General features: G+C 72.7%; 13 protein-coding genes. 4 read left to right on the top strand and 9 right to left on the bottom strand.

Translation table 11 applies throughout. The features are described from left to right. Nucleotides 1-128: 128 nt before the first annotated feature. From thiC to tenA, 3 genes are all read right to left on the bottom strand, one after another. Nucleotides 129-1943 carry a phosphomethylpyrimidine synthase ThiC gene (thiC, locus tag ACZ4W5_RS31625; RefSeq protein WP_402481916.1) on the bottom strand — a complete coding sequence of 605 codons (1815 nt, stop codon included), beginning with the start codon at nt 1941-1943 and terminating at the stop codon, nt 129-131. Between the two features lie 287 nt (nt 1944-2230). Beyond that, a complete protein-coding gene (locus tag ACZ4W5_RS31620) occupies nt 2231-2431 on the bottom strand; it encodes a DUF5326 family protein (RefSeq protein ID WP_188305823.1) in 201 nt (66 codons plus the stop codon). 182 nt (nt 2432-2613) lie between these two features. Beyond that, a complete protein-coding gene (gene tenA / locus ACZ4W5_RS31615; protein WP_360242974.1) occupies nt 2614-3282 on the bottom strand; it encodes a thiaminase II in 669 nt (222 codons plus the stop codon). A gap of 169 nt (nt 3283-3451) precedes the next feature. Between tenA and ACZ4W5_RS31610 the strand changes: the two genes are divergently transcribed. Further along, the gene (locus tag ACZ4W5_RS31610) at nt 3452-3832 is read left to right on the top strand and encodes a phage holin family protein (protein ID WP_360242972.1); all 381 of its coding nucleotides are present in this window, start codon (nt 3452-3454) and stop codon (nt 3830-3832) included. A gap of 164 nt (nt 3833-3996) precedes the next feature. Here ACZ4W5_RS31610 and ACZ4W5_RS31605 read toward each other — a convergent pair whose 3' ends face one another. After that, nucleotides 3997-4419: an SsgA family sporulation/cell division regulator gene (locus ACZ4W5_RS31605; RefSeq protein ID WP_465658401.1), complete on the bottom strand. Its 423-nt coding sequence runs from the start codon at nt 4417-4419 to the stop codon at nt 3997-3999. Nucleotides 4420-4533: 114 nt separating this feature from the next. Here ACZ4W5_RS31605 and ACZ4W5_RS31600 point away from each other — a divergent pair, with 114 nt between their 5' ends. Beyond that, a complete protein-coding gene (locus tag ACZ4W5_RS31600; RefSeq protein WP_465658399.1) occupies nt 4534-5076 on the top strand; it encodes an NUDIX domain-containing protein in 543 nt (180 codons plus the stop codon). Between the two features lie 80 nt (nt 5077-5156). On the opposite strand, the gene ACZ4W5_RS31595 is transcribed toward ACZ4W5_RS31600, so the two are convergent. The 4 genes from ACZ4W5_RS31595 to pdhA form a co-directional block, all read right to left on the bottom strand. Then, the gene (locus ACZ4W5_RS31595) at nt 5157-6809 is read right to left on the bottom strand and encodes a globin domain-containing protein (RefSeq protein WP_465658397.1); all 1653 of its coding nucleotides are present in this window, start codon (nt 6807-6809) and stop codon (nt 5157-5159) included. Between the two features lie 219 nt (nt 6810-7028). Next, nucleotides 7029-8345 (bottom strand): dihydrolipoamide acetyltransferase family protein, encoded by a 1317-nt coding sequence (locus tag ACZ4W5_RS31590; protein ID WP_465658405.1) that lies wholly within the window; start codon nt 8343-8345, stop codon nt 7029-7031. Continuing rightward, on the bottom strand, nt 8345-9373 hold the full coding sequence (locus ACZ4W5_RS31585) for an alpha-ketoacid dehydrogenase subunit beta (protein WP_465658395.1): 1029 nt from the start codon (nt 9371-9373) through the stop codon (nt 8345-8347). The genes ACZ4W5_RS31590 and ACZ4W5_RS31585 overlap by 1 nt, the downstream gene beginning before the upstream one ends. Then, nucleotides 9373-10512 carry a pyruvate dehydrogenase (acetyl-transferring) E1 component subunit alpha gene (gene pdhA / locus ACZ4W5_RS31580; protein WP_465658393.1) on the bottom strand — a complete coding sequence of 380 codons (1140 nt, stop codon included), beginning with the start codon at nt 10510-10512 and terminating at the stop codon, nt 9373-9375. The genes ACZ4W5_RS31585 and pdhA overlap by 1 nt, the downstream gene beginning before the upstream one ends. Before the next feature lie 164 nt (nt 10513-10676). On the opposite strand from pdhA, the gene ACZ4W5_RS31575 reads away from it, so the two are divergent. Beyond that, nucleotides 10677-11123, top strand: coding sequence for an Lrp/AsnC family transcriptional regulator (locus ACZ4W5_RS31575; RefSeq protein WP_350507326.1), 447 nt, complete (start codon nt 10677-10679; stop codon nt 11121-11123). 40 nt (nt 11124-11163) lie between these two features. On the opposite strand, the gene ACZ4W5_RS31570 is transcribed toward ACZ4W5_RS31575, so the two are convergent. Further along, nucleotides 11164-11748, bottom strand: a complete 585-nt coding sequence (locus tag ACZ4W5_RS31570; protein WP_360242957.1) for a TetR/AcrR family transcriptional regulator — start codon at nt 11746-11748, stop codon at nt 11164-11166. A gap of 230 nt (nt 11749-11978) precedes the next feature. Between ACZ4W5_RS31570 and ACZ4W5_RS31565 the strand changes: the two genes are divergently transcribed. Next, on the top strand, nt 11979-13256 hold the full coding sequence (locus tag ACZ4W5_RS31565; protein ID WP_402481928.1) for a glycosyltransferase family 39 protein: 1278 nt from the start codon (nt 11979-11981) through the stop codon (nt 13254-13256). Nucleotides 13257-13373 lie beyond the last annotated feature (117 nt).

The raw sequence follows: 13373 nt of genomic DNA, 5'->3' as shown, positions 1-13373 counted from the left end.
TGTGCTCTATTTCGGCTCCAGGTCCGATAAGAAGGGAAGAGGGTGGGGCTCTCGAGGATAGGAAGCAACGAACCCCCCCCCGGGGAAACGGGCCTCTCGGCCCCCCGCTCAGGTGCCGGGCTCCTGCGTCAGTCGGCCAGCGGGAGGTAGACCCGGTTGCCCTGGGCGGCGAACTCGGCGGACTTCTCGGCCATGCCGGCCAGCGCCTCGGCGTCGAAGTCGCTCTGCACCGCGCTGGAGCCGTCGCCGTGCTCGTCGCGGATCTTCTGGGAGATCTTCATCGAGCAGAACTTCGGGCCGCACATGGAGCAGAAGTGCGCGGTCTTGGCCGGCTCGGCGGGGAGGGTCTCGTCGTGGAAGTCGCGGGCGGTCTCCGGGTCGAGGGCCAGGTTGAACTGGTCCTCCCAGCGGAACTCGAAACGGGCGTCGGAGAGGGCGTCGTCCCAGGCCTGGGCGCCGGGGTGGCCCTTGGCGAGGTCGGCGGCGTGGGCGGCGATCTTGTAGGTGATCACGCCGGTCTTGACGTCGTCCCGGTTGGGCAGCCCCAGGTGCTCCTTGGGCGTGACGTAGCAGAGCATCGCGGTGCCCCACCAGGCGATCATGGCGGCGCCGATGCCCGAGGTGATGTGGTCGTAGCCGGGGGCGACGTCGGTGGTGAGGGGGCCGAGGGTGTAGAACGGCGCCTCGTCGCAGATCTCCTTCTGGAGATCCATGTTCTCCTTGATCTTGTTCATCGGGACGTGGCCCGGGCCCTCGATCATCACCTGGACGTCGCGCTCACGGGCGATCCGGCCGAGCTCGCCGAGGGTCTGCAGTTCGGCGAACTGCGCCTCGTCGTTGGCGTCCGCGATGGAGCCGGGCCGCAGGCCGTCACCGAGCGAGAAGGTGACGTCGTAGGAGGCCAGGATGGAGCAGAGTTCCTCGAAGTTGGTGTAGAGGAAGTTCTCCTGGTGGTGCGCCAGGCACCAGGCCGCCATGATCGAGCCACCGCGTGAGACGATGCCGGTCTTGCGGCGCGCGGTGAGCGGGACGTACCGCAGCAGCACGCCCGCGTGGACGGTCATGTAGTCGACGCCCTGCTCGCACTGCTCGATGACGGTGTCGCGGTAGACCTCCCAACTCAGCTCCTCGGCCCGGCCGTCGACCTTCTCCAGCGCCTGGTAGAGCGGCACGGTGCCGATCGGCACGGGGGAGTTGCGCAGGATCCACTCGCGGGTGGTGTGGATGTTGCGGCCGGTGGAGAGGTCCATGACGGTGTCGGCGCCCCAGCGGGTGGCCCAGGTCATCTTCTCCACCTCCTCCTCGATCGAGGAGGTGACGGCGGAGTTGCCGATGTTGGCGTTGATCTTCACCAGGAAGTTGGTGCCGATGATGGCCGGCTCCACCTCGGGGTGGTTCACGTTCACCGGGATGACGGCGCGGCCGCGGGCCACCTCGTCCCGCACGAACTCCGGCTCCAGGCCCTCGCGCAGCGCCACGAACTCCATCTCCGGCGTCACCACGCCCCGCTTGGCGTAAGCGAGTTGGGTGACGGCGACGCCGCCGCGGCCGCGCAGCGGGCGGCGCGGGCGGCCGGGGAAGACCGCGTCCAGGTTGCGCAGGTCGCCGCCGCGCGGGGAGGTGTGCTTGATCCCGTCGTCCTCGGGGCGCGCCTCGCGGCCGTCGTACTCCTCGACGTCGCCGCGCTGGCGGATCCAGGCGTCGCGCAGGGCGGGCAGCCCGCGCCGCACGTCGGGCTCGTACGCCGGGTCGGTGTACGGGCCGGAGGTGTCGTACAGCGGCACGGTCCGGCCGTTGGTGAGCTGCACCTCGCGGTACGGGACCCGCAGGTCGGGGCGGGATCCGTCGCGGTAGGCCTTGCGCCAGGCCGGGGTGGGGTATCCGGTGCGCTCGCTGCTGGGGGTGCTGCGGGCAGGCTGCGGCTGTGCTTCGAACGTGGTCATCTGACCTCTACTCCCTACGCCGGCATTATCCGGTCCAGGTTCCTGCGGTCGACGCAGCCGTCGGTCCGTCCGTCGACGGTCCGGTCAGCGTCCTCTCAGCCCGGTGCTCCGAGCTCCCGCGTCGCAGGCGGTATTGCCTGCACATGACGCCCAACACGGTAGCGAGCCGATCGCCGCAGGTCCAGACGGTCCCCGAAACGGATCGGCGCGGGGAAAGGCCGAGGCCCGGCCCCCGCGAACGGGGTGCCGGGCCTCCGGAGGCGCTCCGCGCGGCGCGCGGAGCGGGGTCAGCTCTTCGCGGCCTTCTTGACCAGGATCACCACTGCGGCGGCGATGCCGACGACCACCAGCAGCTTGATGACGATGCTCAGCAGGGCACCGACCACGCCGAACACGAAGGCGATGATGTTCCAGGCCAGCACCAGGACCAGCACCGGGATGACGATGTTGCGCACCCAGGAGGGCAGCGACTTCCAGAGCTCAGCCATGTCGGTTCCTCTTCTCCCCTCGGGTCGGCCGCCGTCCGGTAACCGCATCCCGCTTGCTTTCGATGCTTCGATCGTACGGTGGCGGAAGCGGCGGAACGAGGGCCTGCGGCCCGGAGAGAACCCCTAGATCACCCCGATCCGACCCCCCGGGAGGACCCCCGAGAAACGGCTGGGGAGCCGGGTCAGACCGGCCAGCGCTCGCCGCGCCAGGCGGCGTCCCAGAACATCCACTCGTAGCGCGAGGTGGTCGTGAAGTGCTCGACCACCCGGCGGCGTTCGGCCGCCGAGAGCTCCTCGCCGAGCCGGTCGGTGAGCGCCAGCACCCGGCGGACCACCGACTGGAAGGCCTCGTCGCCGTAGGTGGCGATCCACTTGGCGTACAGCGGGTCGGGGGAGCCCTGGGCGAGCAGCGCCTCGCCGACCCGGGCGTAGATCCAGTAGCAGGGCAGCACCGCGCCGAGCGCCTCGGCGAAGGACCCGCCGTACACGGTGGCCAGCAGGTAGCTGGTGTAGGCACGGGTGGTCGGCAGCACCGGTTCGGCGGCGGCCTCCTCGGCGGTGCCGCCGAAGGCGGTCAGGAACTCGGCGTGCATGCCCTGCTCGGCGGCGAGCGCGCCGACCGCGTCGTCGGCGAAGGCCCGTACGTCGGCCTCGCCGGGGGCCTTGGCGGCGCAGACGGCGAGGGCGCGGGCGTAGTCGCGCAGGTAGTGCGAGTCCTGGACGACGAAGTGGCGGAAGGCCTCGCGCGGCAGGGTGCCGTCGGTGAGGCCGCCGATGAAGGGGTGGGCGAGGATCTCGGCGTAGATCGGCTCGATCGACGCCCAGAGCTCCTCGGTGAGGCTACGGGTCATGCGAACGACCCTACGACGGCGCCGCCCGGCCCCGCCCCCGGCCGTCGGCCCCGCCTCCTCCCCCGCCCTTCGGCTTCGCCCCGTCCACCTCCGGGACCAGGGGCGTTCGGCACCAACTCGTCCGGCGGGAGCTTCCCCCGGAGCGGGCCGCCTGTCAGGCTTGGGCGGCATGAAGGGTTTCGTCATCAAGACACTGATCAACGCGGCGGCCATCTGGGTCGCCGCCTGGATCGTCAGCGGCATCCAACTCGCCGAGGGCAAGGCCGACTGGCAGCACAAGACGCTGACGGTGCTCGGCGTCGCCGTCGTCTTCGGGCTCATCAACTGGCTGATCAAGCCGGTGGTGAAGCTGTTCTCGTTCCCGTTGTTCATCCTCACACTGGGACTGATCACCTTTGTGATCAACGCCCTGATGCTGCTGCTCACCTCGTGGGCGTCCACCAAGCTGGAGTTGGACTTCCACGTGTCCACCTTCGGTTCCGCACTGGTCGGTTCACTGATCATCAGCCTGGTCTCCTGGGGCCTGCACCTGGCCCTGGACGACGACTGATCCGTCGTGCGCGGTGTCGCACGCGGCCTCGAGAAGGGGCCCGCGCCCGGGTGGGTGGTCCACCGGGGTACGGGCCCCTTCGTCGTTCCCAGGGGTAGTCGCCGGCCGTCGTCCCCCGGGACCCCAGGGACCCCGGGGCCCCCGACGCGACCCGCTCGGTTCGCTCACCCCGCGTCGCACCCCCGCAGGATGTCCGCGAGCTCGGCGTCGAGCTCCTTCCCGATGGACTCCCGGCCCACCGGCACCAGCCGGTCGGCCCGCGCCAGGAAGGCGGCCAGCGCCGCCGCCCGGGCGTGCAGCACGGCGTGCCCGTTGGGGGAGCACAGCGCGATGCTGACCTCGGCGGGCTCCCCGCCGAGCGGCCGGATGCGCACGTCGCCCTCACCGGACGGGCCGCCGAGGCCGTCCAGCAGCAGCTCGCGCGCGAACACCCAGGTGACCGGGGCGTCCCCGGGCAGGTGGAAGGTGAACCGGACCGCGTACGGGTCACCCGCCTCGTACCCCAGGTCCACCACGATCGGGTAGGACAGCTCGGGCGAGACCACGAGGTTCATCGCCAGGTGCCCCTGGACAGTGCTGTGCTGCATGGCGCCGGTACCTCTCTTCTGCTCTTCTGCCGGTGTTTCGACCCTTTCCCGGGGTTTCGACCGTTTCCCTCCGCGGGGAGACTCACGCACAACGCTCCAGCCCCGGAGGTCACCATGGGCCCCGACAACCGAACCCCGCCGCCGCGCCCGGTGGTCAAGCGGACCGCGCGGGCGATCCTGCTGGAGCTGGACCCGGACGACCCGCACGGCCCGGCCTCGATCGTGCTGATCCGGCGGGTCCGGCCCGGGGCGCCGCACCCGTACTGGATCACCCCGGGCGGCGGCGTCGAACGCGAGGACCGCACCGTGGTCGAGGCGCTGCACCGGGAGGTGGACGAGGAACTGGGCGGCAAGATCGTGGACGTGGTGCCCGCCTTCGTCGACACCATCAGCCACACCCACCACGACGACGGCACCCTGCTGCACCCGCACGGGGTCAAGGTGCAGCACTTCTTCGTCTGCCGGCTGGCCTCGATGGACCTCAGCCGGCGGCACGGTCCCGAGGTGACGGACCCGAACGGCGAGTACGAGGTGGTCCGGCTGCCGTTCACCCGCGAGGGCGTGACCTCGGTGAACGTCGTCCCGCCCCGGCTCCGGGCGTACCTCGCGGCCAACATCGAGGGCATCCGCGCGCTCCTCGCACCCGACCTCGGCTGATCCCCCTGGCTGGTCCCCTTGGCTGATCCGCACGACTGGTCACCGCGGCTGATCACCGAGCCTGGCCGCCCGGCCCGGCGCTAGCCCGCCGCCAGCTCGCCGACCAGGTCGTGCCGGATCCGCTCGGCCGGCAGCCCCGCCCGCAGCAGCACCCCGACCCCGCGCCGGACCATCGCGGGCGGACCGCTGAGCACCGCCTCCCGACCGTCCCACGGGCCGAACCGGCCCACCACCTCGGGCAGTTCACCGGTCAGCGCGCCCCCGGCCGGGCCGGTGCCGGACAGCACCGGCCGGACGGTCAGCCAGGGCAGCCGCCCGGCCAGCTCGCGCAACCCGTCCAGGTCGTACAACTCGGCGGCGCTGCGGGCCCCGTAGAACACCTCGACGCTGCGGCCGGAGGCGCCGTGCTCGGCCGCCTCCTCGACCAGCGCGCGGATCGGCGCGATGCCGGTGCCGCCGCCGAGGCAGAGCAGATCGGCACCGGAGGAGTGGTCGACGGTCATCCCGCCGGCCGCCGGACCCAGCCGCAGCACGTCCCCGGGGGCGGCCCGGCGCACCAGCGCGTTGCTCACCCAGCCCGCCTGGACGGCCTTGACGTGGAAGACCAGCAGCCCGTCCGGGCGGGGGGCGGAGGCGAAGGAGTAGTGCCGCCAGACCCGCGGCCACCAGGGCGTCTCCAGGCTGCAGTACTGGCCGGCCCGGAACGGGTACGCCTGGTCGGGGCGGACGGTGAGCACCGCGACGTCCCGGGTGCGCTGCTCGTGCCGGACCACCTCGCCCTGCCACCACGGCGGCGAGGTGCGGGCGGCCTCCTCGGCGGCCTCGATCATGATCGTGGAGATCAGCCGGTAGGCGCGGCGCCAGGCCAGTTCCGTCGCCGCGTCCCAACGGCTGCCCGCGTACCGGGCCAGCGCCTGCACCAGGCACTCCCCCACCGGGGCGTAATGGCCGGTCAGGGTGCCGTAGCGGCGGTGGCCGCGGCCCAGCTCGCTCAGCCGGGTGCGCAGCGCGGCCGGGTCCTCGGCGCCGCGGGCGGCGGCCAGCAGGGCGCGGAACAGCCGGTCGCGCTGGACGTCCATGGCGGCGGGGAAGAGCGGGCGGACCTCGGGGTGCTGCAGGAAGAGCAGGGCGTAGAAGTGCGCGGTGGCCCGGTCGGCGACCGGTTCGACGAGCGCGAGGCTGTCCCGGATCAGGCCGATGTCCTGGGCGGTGAGCGGGAGTTCGGTCGGGTCGACACCGGGCGCGGCGGCGGTCGGGGCCGGGACCGACGGCAGGGCGTGGGGTCGGGGCTGCGCCTGAGTTGCCCAGGCCTCGCTCCAACTGTCCCCGGGACCAGCCCAGTTGAGCCCGGGAGCGTCGACGAACAGGGGCTGGAAGGCGGGGGCGGTGCCGGTGGTCGACGGCGTCTCCGGGTAGCTCGGCGCGGGGACGATCGGCGGTGCGGGAACGATCGGCGGCGCGGGGACGACCGGCGGCTCGGCGGGCGGCGGCGGCACGACCGGCCCGGTCCGCACCGGGGCCGCCACCGACGCGGACTCCGCCGCCGACGCGAACTCCGCCACGGCCACGGGCTCCGCCACCGGTACGGGCTCCGCCACCGGCGCGGGCGGCAGGTCGGGCGGGTCCAGCGGCATCGGCGGCCGCACGGGCTCCGCCTCCGGCAGGCCCGGGACGGACGCGGCCCCGGCCGAGCCGAGCCCGGTGCGGATCAGAAGTGTTCTGCGGGACTTCACCGCTACGTTTCGAGTAACCAAGAGAATCGTTTCGCCTCCGGCCGGCCTGCGCCACCACCTGGCTTGTCTCTGCTGACGCCTAGGCAGCGTGGCACGCCCGAAGTGCTCATCCGACAAATCGCGGGAAGCCCGGACACCCGGCCGGAGAACGCGCTACTCTCACTCGATCGGTGGTCGCCCTGAGTGCCGAGCAGCACACCCAGGGCGACCCCGCCCTGCTCACAGCTGCCGCAGCAGCATCCCGGGTTGCTCGACGCAGTCCGCCACGAACCGCAGGAACCCGCCCGCCGTCCCGCCGTCGCAGACCCGGTGGTCGAAGGTGAAGGACAGCTGCGTCACCTCGCGCACCGCCAACTCCCCACCGTGGACCCAGGGTTTGGCCACGATCCGACCGACCCCGAGCATCGCCGCCTCCGGGTGGTTGAGGATCGGGGTGGAACCGTCCACGCCGAACACCCCGTAGTTGTTCAACGTGAAGGTGCCACCGGTCAGTTCGGCCGGAGTCAGCGATCCGGCGCGCGCCGCCTCGGTCAACCGGCCCAGCTCCTCGCCGAGTTGCTCGGTGCTACGGGCTTGCGCGTCCCGGACCACCGGGACGACCAGTCCGCGTTCTCCCTGGGCGGCGAAGCCCAGGTGCACCGCCGAGTGCCGCACGATGCCCGAACCGTCCTCCGTCACACTGGAGTTGAGCTCGGGGAAGCGCGCGAGCGCGACCGTGCAGATCCGGGCCAGCAGCGCCAGCACGCTCACCTTCGGTCCCGGAGTGGCGTTCAACTGCCGCCGCAGTGCCATCAGTTCGGTGGCGTCCGCATCCACCCAGCAGGTCGCGGCCGGGATCTCCCGGTGGCTGCGGCTGAGCTTCTCGGCCACCGCCTTGCGCAGCCCGCGCAGCGGGACGACCGCGTCCTGACCGGCCGGTACGGGCGCGGCGACCGCCGCAGCGGCCACCGGGCCGGCCACCTTGGCCGCGACCGCGCGTTCGACGTCCGCCCGCATGATCAGCCCGTCCGGCCCGCTCCCGGCGAGCGCGGTCAGGTCGACCCCCTGCTCCCGGGCCAGCCGCCGCACCAACGGCGAGATCACCGGCACCACGGCCGGAGCCGCCGGAGCCGGAGCGACAGCAACGGCAACCGGAGCCGGAGCAGCAGGACCAGCAGCAGCCGCCCCCACCCGACGCCGCCGCCCGCCCTTGCTCTCGACGACCCCGTACCCGACCAACGGCCGCTCGACCTCCGCCGACAGCGCGGCCGGAGCACCGGAGGCCCCCGAGGGGCCCTCCGGAGCGCCCCCCGACGCCACCGCGACCGTCACCAGCGGCGCGCCCACGGCGATCTCCTCGCCCTCCGCGCCGTACCGCGCGGTGACCACCCCGCCGTACGGGCAGGGCACCTCCACCACGGCCTTGGCCGTCTCCACCTCCACCACCGGCTGGTCGACGGCGATCACCTCGCCGACCTCGACCATCCAGCGCACCACCTCCGCCCCGGTGAGTCCCTCACCGAGGTCGGGCAGCCGGAACTCCCGTACGACGGGCATCATCCTCGGTCCTCCCACTGCAGCCGGGCGACCGCGTCCAGGATCCGGTCCACCCCGGGCAGGTGGTGGTGCTCCAGCATCGGCGGCGGGTACGGGATGTCGAAGCCGGTGACCCGCAGCACGGGCGCGGCCAGGTAGTGGAAGCAGCGCTCGGTGACCCGGGCGGCGATCTCCGCGCCGGTGCCGCCGAAGCCGCTGGCCTCGTGCACCACCACGGCCCGGCCGATCGAGCGCACCACCCGGGTGACCGTCTCGTCGTCGAAGGGCACCAGGGTGCGCAGGTCGAGGACCGCGAGGTCCCAGCCCTCCGCCTGCGCGGCCTCGGCCGCCTCCAGGCAGACCGGCAGCGACGGCCCGTAGGTGATCAGCACGGCGGAGGTGCCGGTGCGGCGCAGCGCGGCCCGGCCGATCGGCTCGACCGGCGCGGCCGGGTCGAACTCGGCCTTGCCCCAGTAGAGCCGCTTGGGCTCCAGGAAGACCACCGGGTCGTCGGAGGCGATCGAGGCGCGCAGCAGCCCGTAGGCGTCGGCGACCGTCCCGGGGGTGACCACGTGCAGGCCGGGGGTGCTGGTGTAGTACGCCTCGGAGGCGTCGCTGTGGTGCTCGACGCCGCCGATGCCGCCGCCGTACGGGATGCGCACGGTGATCGGCAGCGGGAGCTTGCCGCCGGTGCGGTTGCGCATCTTGGCGACGTGCGAGAACAGCTGCTCCAGCGCCGGGTAGGCGAAGGCGTCGAACTGCATCTCGACCACCGGGCGCAGCCCGTACATCGCCATGCCGATCGCGGTGCCGAGGATGCCGGCCTCGGCGAGCGGGGTGTCCAGGCAGCGGTCGGGGCCGAACTCGGCGGTGAGCCCGTCGGTGATCCGGAAGACCCCGCCGAGCGCGCCGACGTCCTCGCCGAGCACATGGACGGCGGGGTCCTCGCGCAGGGCGTCCCGCAGCGCGGAGTTGAGCGCCTGCGCCATCGAGGCGGTGCGGGCGGTACCGGCGGTGCCGCCCGTTCGGGCGGAAACAGCGGTGGACATCAGTGCTGCACCTCGGCTTCGGCGGCCAGCTCGGCGGCCAACTGGGCTGCCTGCTCCCGTAGTTGCGGGGTCGGCTCGGCGTAGACGTGGGTGAACAGGGCCATCGGGTCGAGCTCCGGGTCGGCGTGGAACTCGGCCCGCATCCGGGCCGCCAGCGCCTCCGCCTCGTCGGCCGCGTCCTGCACCAGCTCGTCGTCCAGTACGCCGAGTCCGCGCAGGGCGCGGTCCATCAGCAGGATCGGGTCGTGCTCCCGCCAGGCCTCCACCTCGGGTTCGGCGCGGTAGCGGGTGGCGTCGTCGGCGTTGGTGTGGGCCTCGATCCGGTAGGTGAGGGCCTCGATCAGGGTCGGGCCCTCGCCGGCCCTGGCGCGCTCGACGGCCTCGGTGAGCACCGAGTGCACGGCGGGCGCGTCGTTGCCGTCGACCAGCCGGCCGGGCATGCCGTAGCCGACCGCCTTGTGGGCGAGGCTGGGTGCGGCGGACTGCGCGCTGAGCGGGACGGAGATCGCGTAGCCGTTGTTCTGCACCAGGAAGACGACCGGCGCCCGCAGCACGGCGGCGAAGTTCAGCGCCTCGTGGAAGTCGCCCTCGCTGGTGCCGCCGTCGCCGAGCATGGCCAGCGCGACCACCGGTTCGCCGCGCAGCCGGGCGGCGTGCGCCAGTCCGACGGCGTGCGGGGCCTGGGTGCCGAGCGGGGTGCAGAGCGGGGCGGTCCGGCTGGCGCGGGGGTCGTAGCCGGTGTGGGCGTTGCCGCGCAGCAGGGTCAGCGCCTCCAGCGGGTCGACCCCGCGGGAGACCACGGCGAGGGTGTCGCGGTAGCTGGGGAACAGCCAGTCGCGTTCGCCGAGCACCAGGGCGGCGGCGACCTGGCAGGCCTCCTGCCCGGTGGAGGCCGGGTAGACGGCGAGGCGGCCCTGTTTGGTCAGGGTGGTGGCCTGCTGGTTGTAGCGCCGGCCGACGACGAGTCGCCGGTAGAGCTCGCGCAGCAGCGCCGGGTCCTGCTTCTCCAACGCGGGGGTGCCGAGCACCCGGACGGGGGAGACGTCCGGGAGGAGGGGGGCCGGATCGGTGCGCGGAGCGGTGGCCCCGGGCATCCAGCCGGGCACGCCGGTGTGGTGTCTGTGGTCGAGAACGGTCATCTCGGGGCACCTCCATGGGTGGCGGGGGCTCCCTACCGATTGTTCGGTCGTCTGTTCATCTTGACCAGAAGCGTGACAAGGTGGTGGACATTCGGCCCGAGCGGCGGTCGACTGGTGGCAGTGTGTCCAATCGGCGAGGGTGGGGGGTCATGTCGGCTGAACAGATGTCCAGACTCGACCGGGTCGACCGGGCGATCCTGCGGCTGCTGCAGCAGGACGGTCGAGCCTCGATCCGCTCGGTGGCCGAGCGGGTGCACGTGTCCCGGGCGAACGCGTACGCCCGGATCTCCAGGATGGTCGAGGACGGCATCATCCGCGGCTTCACCGCCCGGGTGGACCACGAACGGGCAGGTCAGGGCGCGTCCGCGTACATCACCCTGAAAATCGTCCAGAACTCCTGGCGCACCGTGCGGGAGCAGCTGCTGGCGCTGCCCGGGGTCGCCCACATCGCCCTGGTCGGCGGGGACTTCGACGTCCTGCTGCTGGTGCACACCGCCGACAACCACGCCCTGCGGGACCTGGTCCTCAACCGGATCCAGTCCATCCCACAGGTGCTCGGTACACAAACCATGCTGGTGTTCGAGGAGACCGACCAGGTGCCCCCCGACTAGGCAACGCCCACCGGGCCCCCGCAGCTACCGGCCCCCGCAGCTACCGGGCCCGCAGCCCGTCGAAGGCCAGGTGCACCACGGCGTCCGCGACCCCGTCGGCCGCCTTCAACCCCGGCCGGTACCACTCCACGATCGAGTTGATCATCCCGAACAGCAGCCGGGTGGCCAGCCGCGGCTCCACGTCCCCGCGCAGCGCGCCGTCCGCGACGGCCGCCCGCACCAGCTCCGCCACCTGGTGGTCGAAGTCCCGCCGCCGCTCCAGCGCCCACAGCTCGGTGGCCGTGTTGCCGCGCACCCGCAGCAGCAGCGTCACGTACGGCAGCTCCGCCAGCAGCACCTCCGCGGTGCGCCGCACCACGTGCTCCAGCCGCTCCACCGCCGGGCCCGCCACCGCCTGCGGCTCGGCCAGGATCGCGAACAGCCCGTCCAGCGCCCGCCCGACGGCCAGCCGCAGCAGCTCCTCCTTGCCGCGGACGTGGTGGTAGATCGAGGACTTGGAGATCCCGGCGGCCCGGGAGAGGTCCTCCATCGACGTGCCGTCGTATCCGCGCTCGTTGAACACGTCGACGGTCACCGCGAGCAGTGACTCGACGGTGTAGGCGGTGCGCGTGGTGTGATCGGCCATCCTCCGAGTATCCCCGGCCGCCGAGCGGGGTACGCGATCGGGTCCGGCCGGTCCGCACCAGCCGAAGCCGGTCCGCACCAGCCGGAACCGGGCGGGCACCAGCCGGAACCGGCCGGGCGCCAACCGGAGCCGGTCCACACCGACCGAAGCTGGTCCACACCAACCGGAGGAGGGACCGCCTAGAATCTGCGGACGATCGTCCACGTCCAGCAGGCTGGGGTCCGCAGCTGATGAACGCAATACCGGCAGTCTCCTCCGACCTGCCCGATGGCGTGCCCGACCAGCGCGGCGAGGACCCGGCGGGCGCCGGCCACACCTGGCAGGACCGCGCCCGGGCGCTGGTGGTGCGGTTCGGACCGGCCGTGTGGTGCTACGCGGTGCTCAAGCTGGTCGGCTTCACCGTCTTCATGAAGCTGCTCTCCTTCTCCGGCGACTACGCGAAGAAGCCGGCCCGGTTCGGCGGCGGCACCAACCCCTGGGACGTCCTGGCCAGCTGGGACGGCTGGTGGTACCAGCAGGTCGCCCAGTTCGGCTACCACCCGGCGCTGATCCCGATCCCGGGCGGCCAGCCGGGCTTCACCATCGAGCAGAACTCGGCCGCCTTCTTCCCGCTCTACCCCGGCCTGATGCGGCTCACCTCGGACGTCACCGGCCTCGGCCTGTACGGCGCCGGGATGCTGGTCTCGGTGCTGGCCTCGCTGTTCGCGGCGGCCGGGATCTACGCCGTGGTGGAGAAGCTGTCCGGTCCCCGGGCGGGCGTGATCGCGGCCGGGATCTGGGCGATCGCCCCCGGCTCGGGTGCCGAGTGGGCCGTCTACTCGGACTCGCTGTTCGTCGCGCTGGCCGCCTGGGCCTGCTACTTCACGATGACCAAGCAGTGGGTCGCGGCCGGGGCGGTCACCCTGGTCGCCGGGCTCAACCGGCCGACCTCGGCGGCGCTGATCGGCGCCGTCGGCCTGGCCGCGCTGGTCGAGCTGTACCGCCGGGAGAGCGGGGTGCTGCGCCCGCTGGCGGCGATGCTGCTGGCCCCGCTGGGCCTGCTCGGCTACGTGGCCTGGGTGGGCTGGCGGACCGGCGAGTGGGGCGGCTACTTCCGGATCCAGCACGACGCCTGGCTGCACTACTTCGACGGCGGCCAGGGCACCTGGCAGGCGATCCGCGGGGTGCTGCTGGGCCGCAACGACTACCCCTTCGCGTTCCCGGTGCCGGACCTCCTGGCCACCCTGATCGTGTTCAGCCTGCCGGTGCTGATCGTGCTGCTGGTCCGGCTGCGCCCGCCGTTGGTGCTGACCGCCTACACCCTGGCCACGATCGTCTCGGTGCTCGGCAGCCTGGGCATCTTCGGCAACGTCTCGCGCTACCTGCTGCCGGCGTTCCCGCTGTTCATCGCGCTGGCGGTGGGGATGCGCAAGCTCAGCTGGCCGGTGCTGGCGACGGTCCTGGGGACGGGTGCGATCGCCTCGGGCTGGTACGCCGGGTTCGTGATCTTCGAGCTGGGCGTGCCGTAGACCGGCCGACCCGAACCGACAGCATCGCCGAAGGGGCGCGTCCGACCGGGACGCGCCCCTTCGCGTTCCCGCCGGAATCCGTCCCCCACGCCCTCTTGAGCCGACCGATCGTTCGGT

This window comes from Kitasatospora sp. NPDC029367 (assembly GCF_055569135.1).
This window is presented reverse-complemented; position numbering and strand designations above follow the sequence as displayed.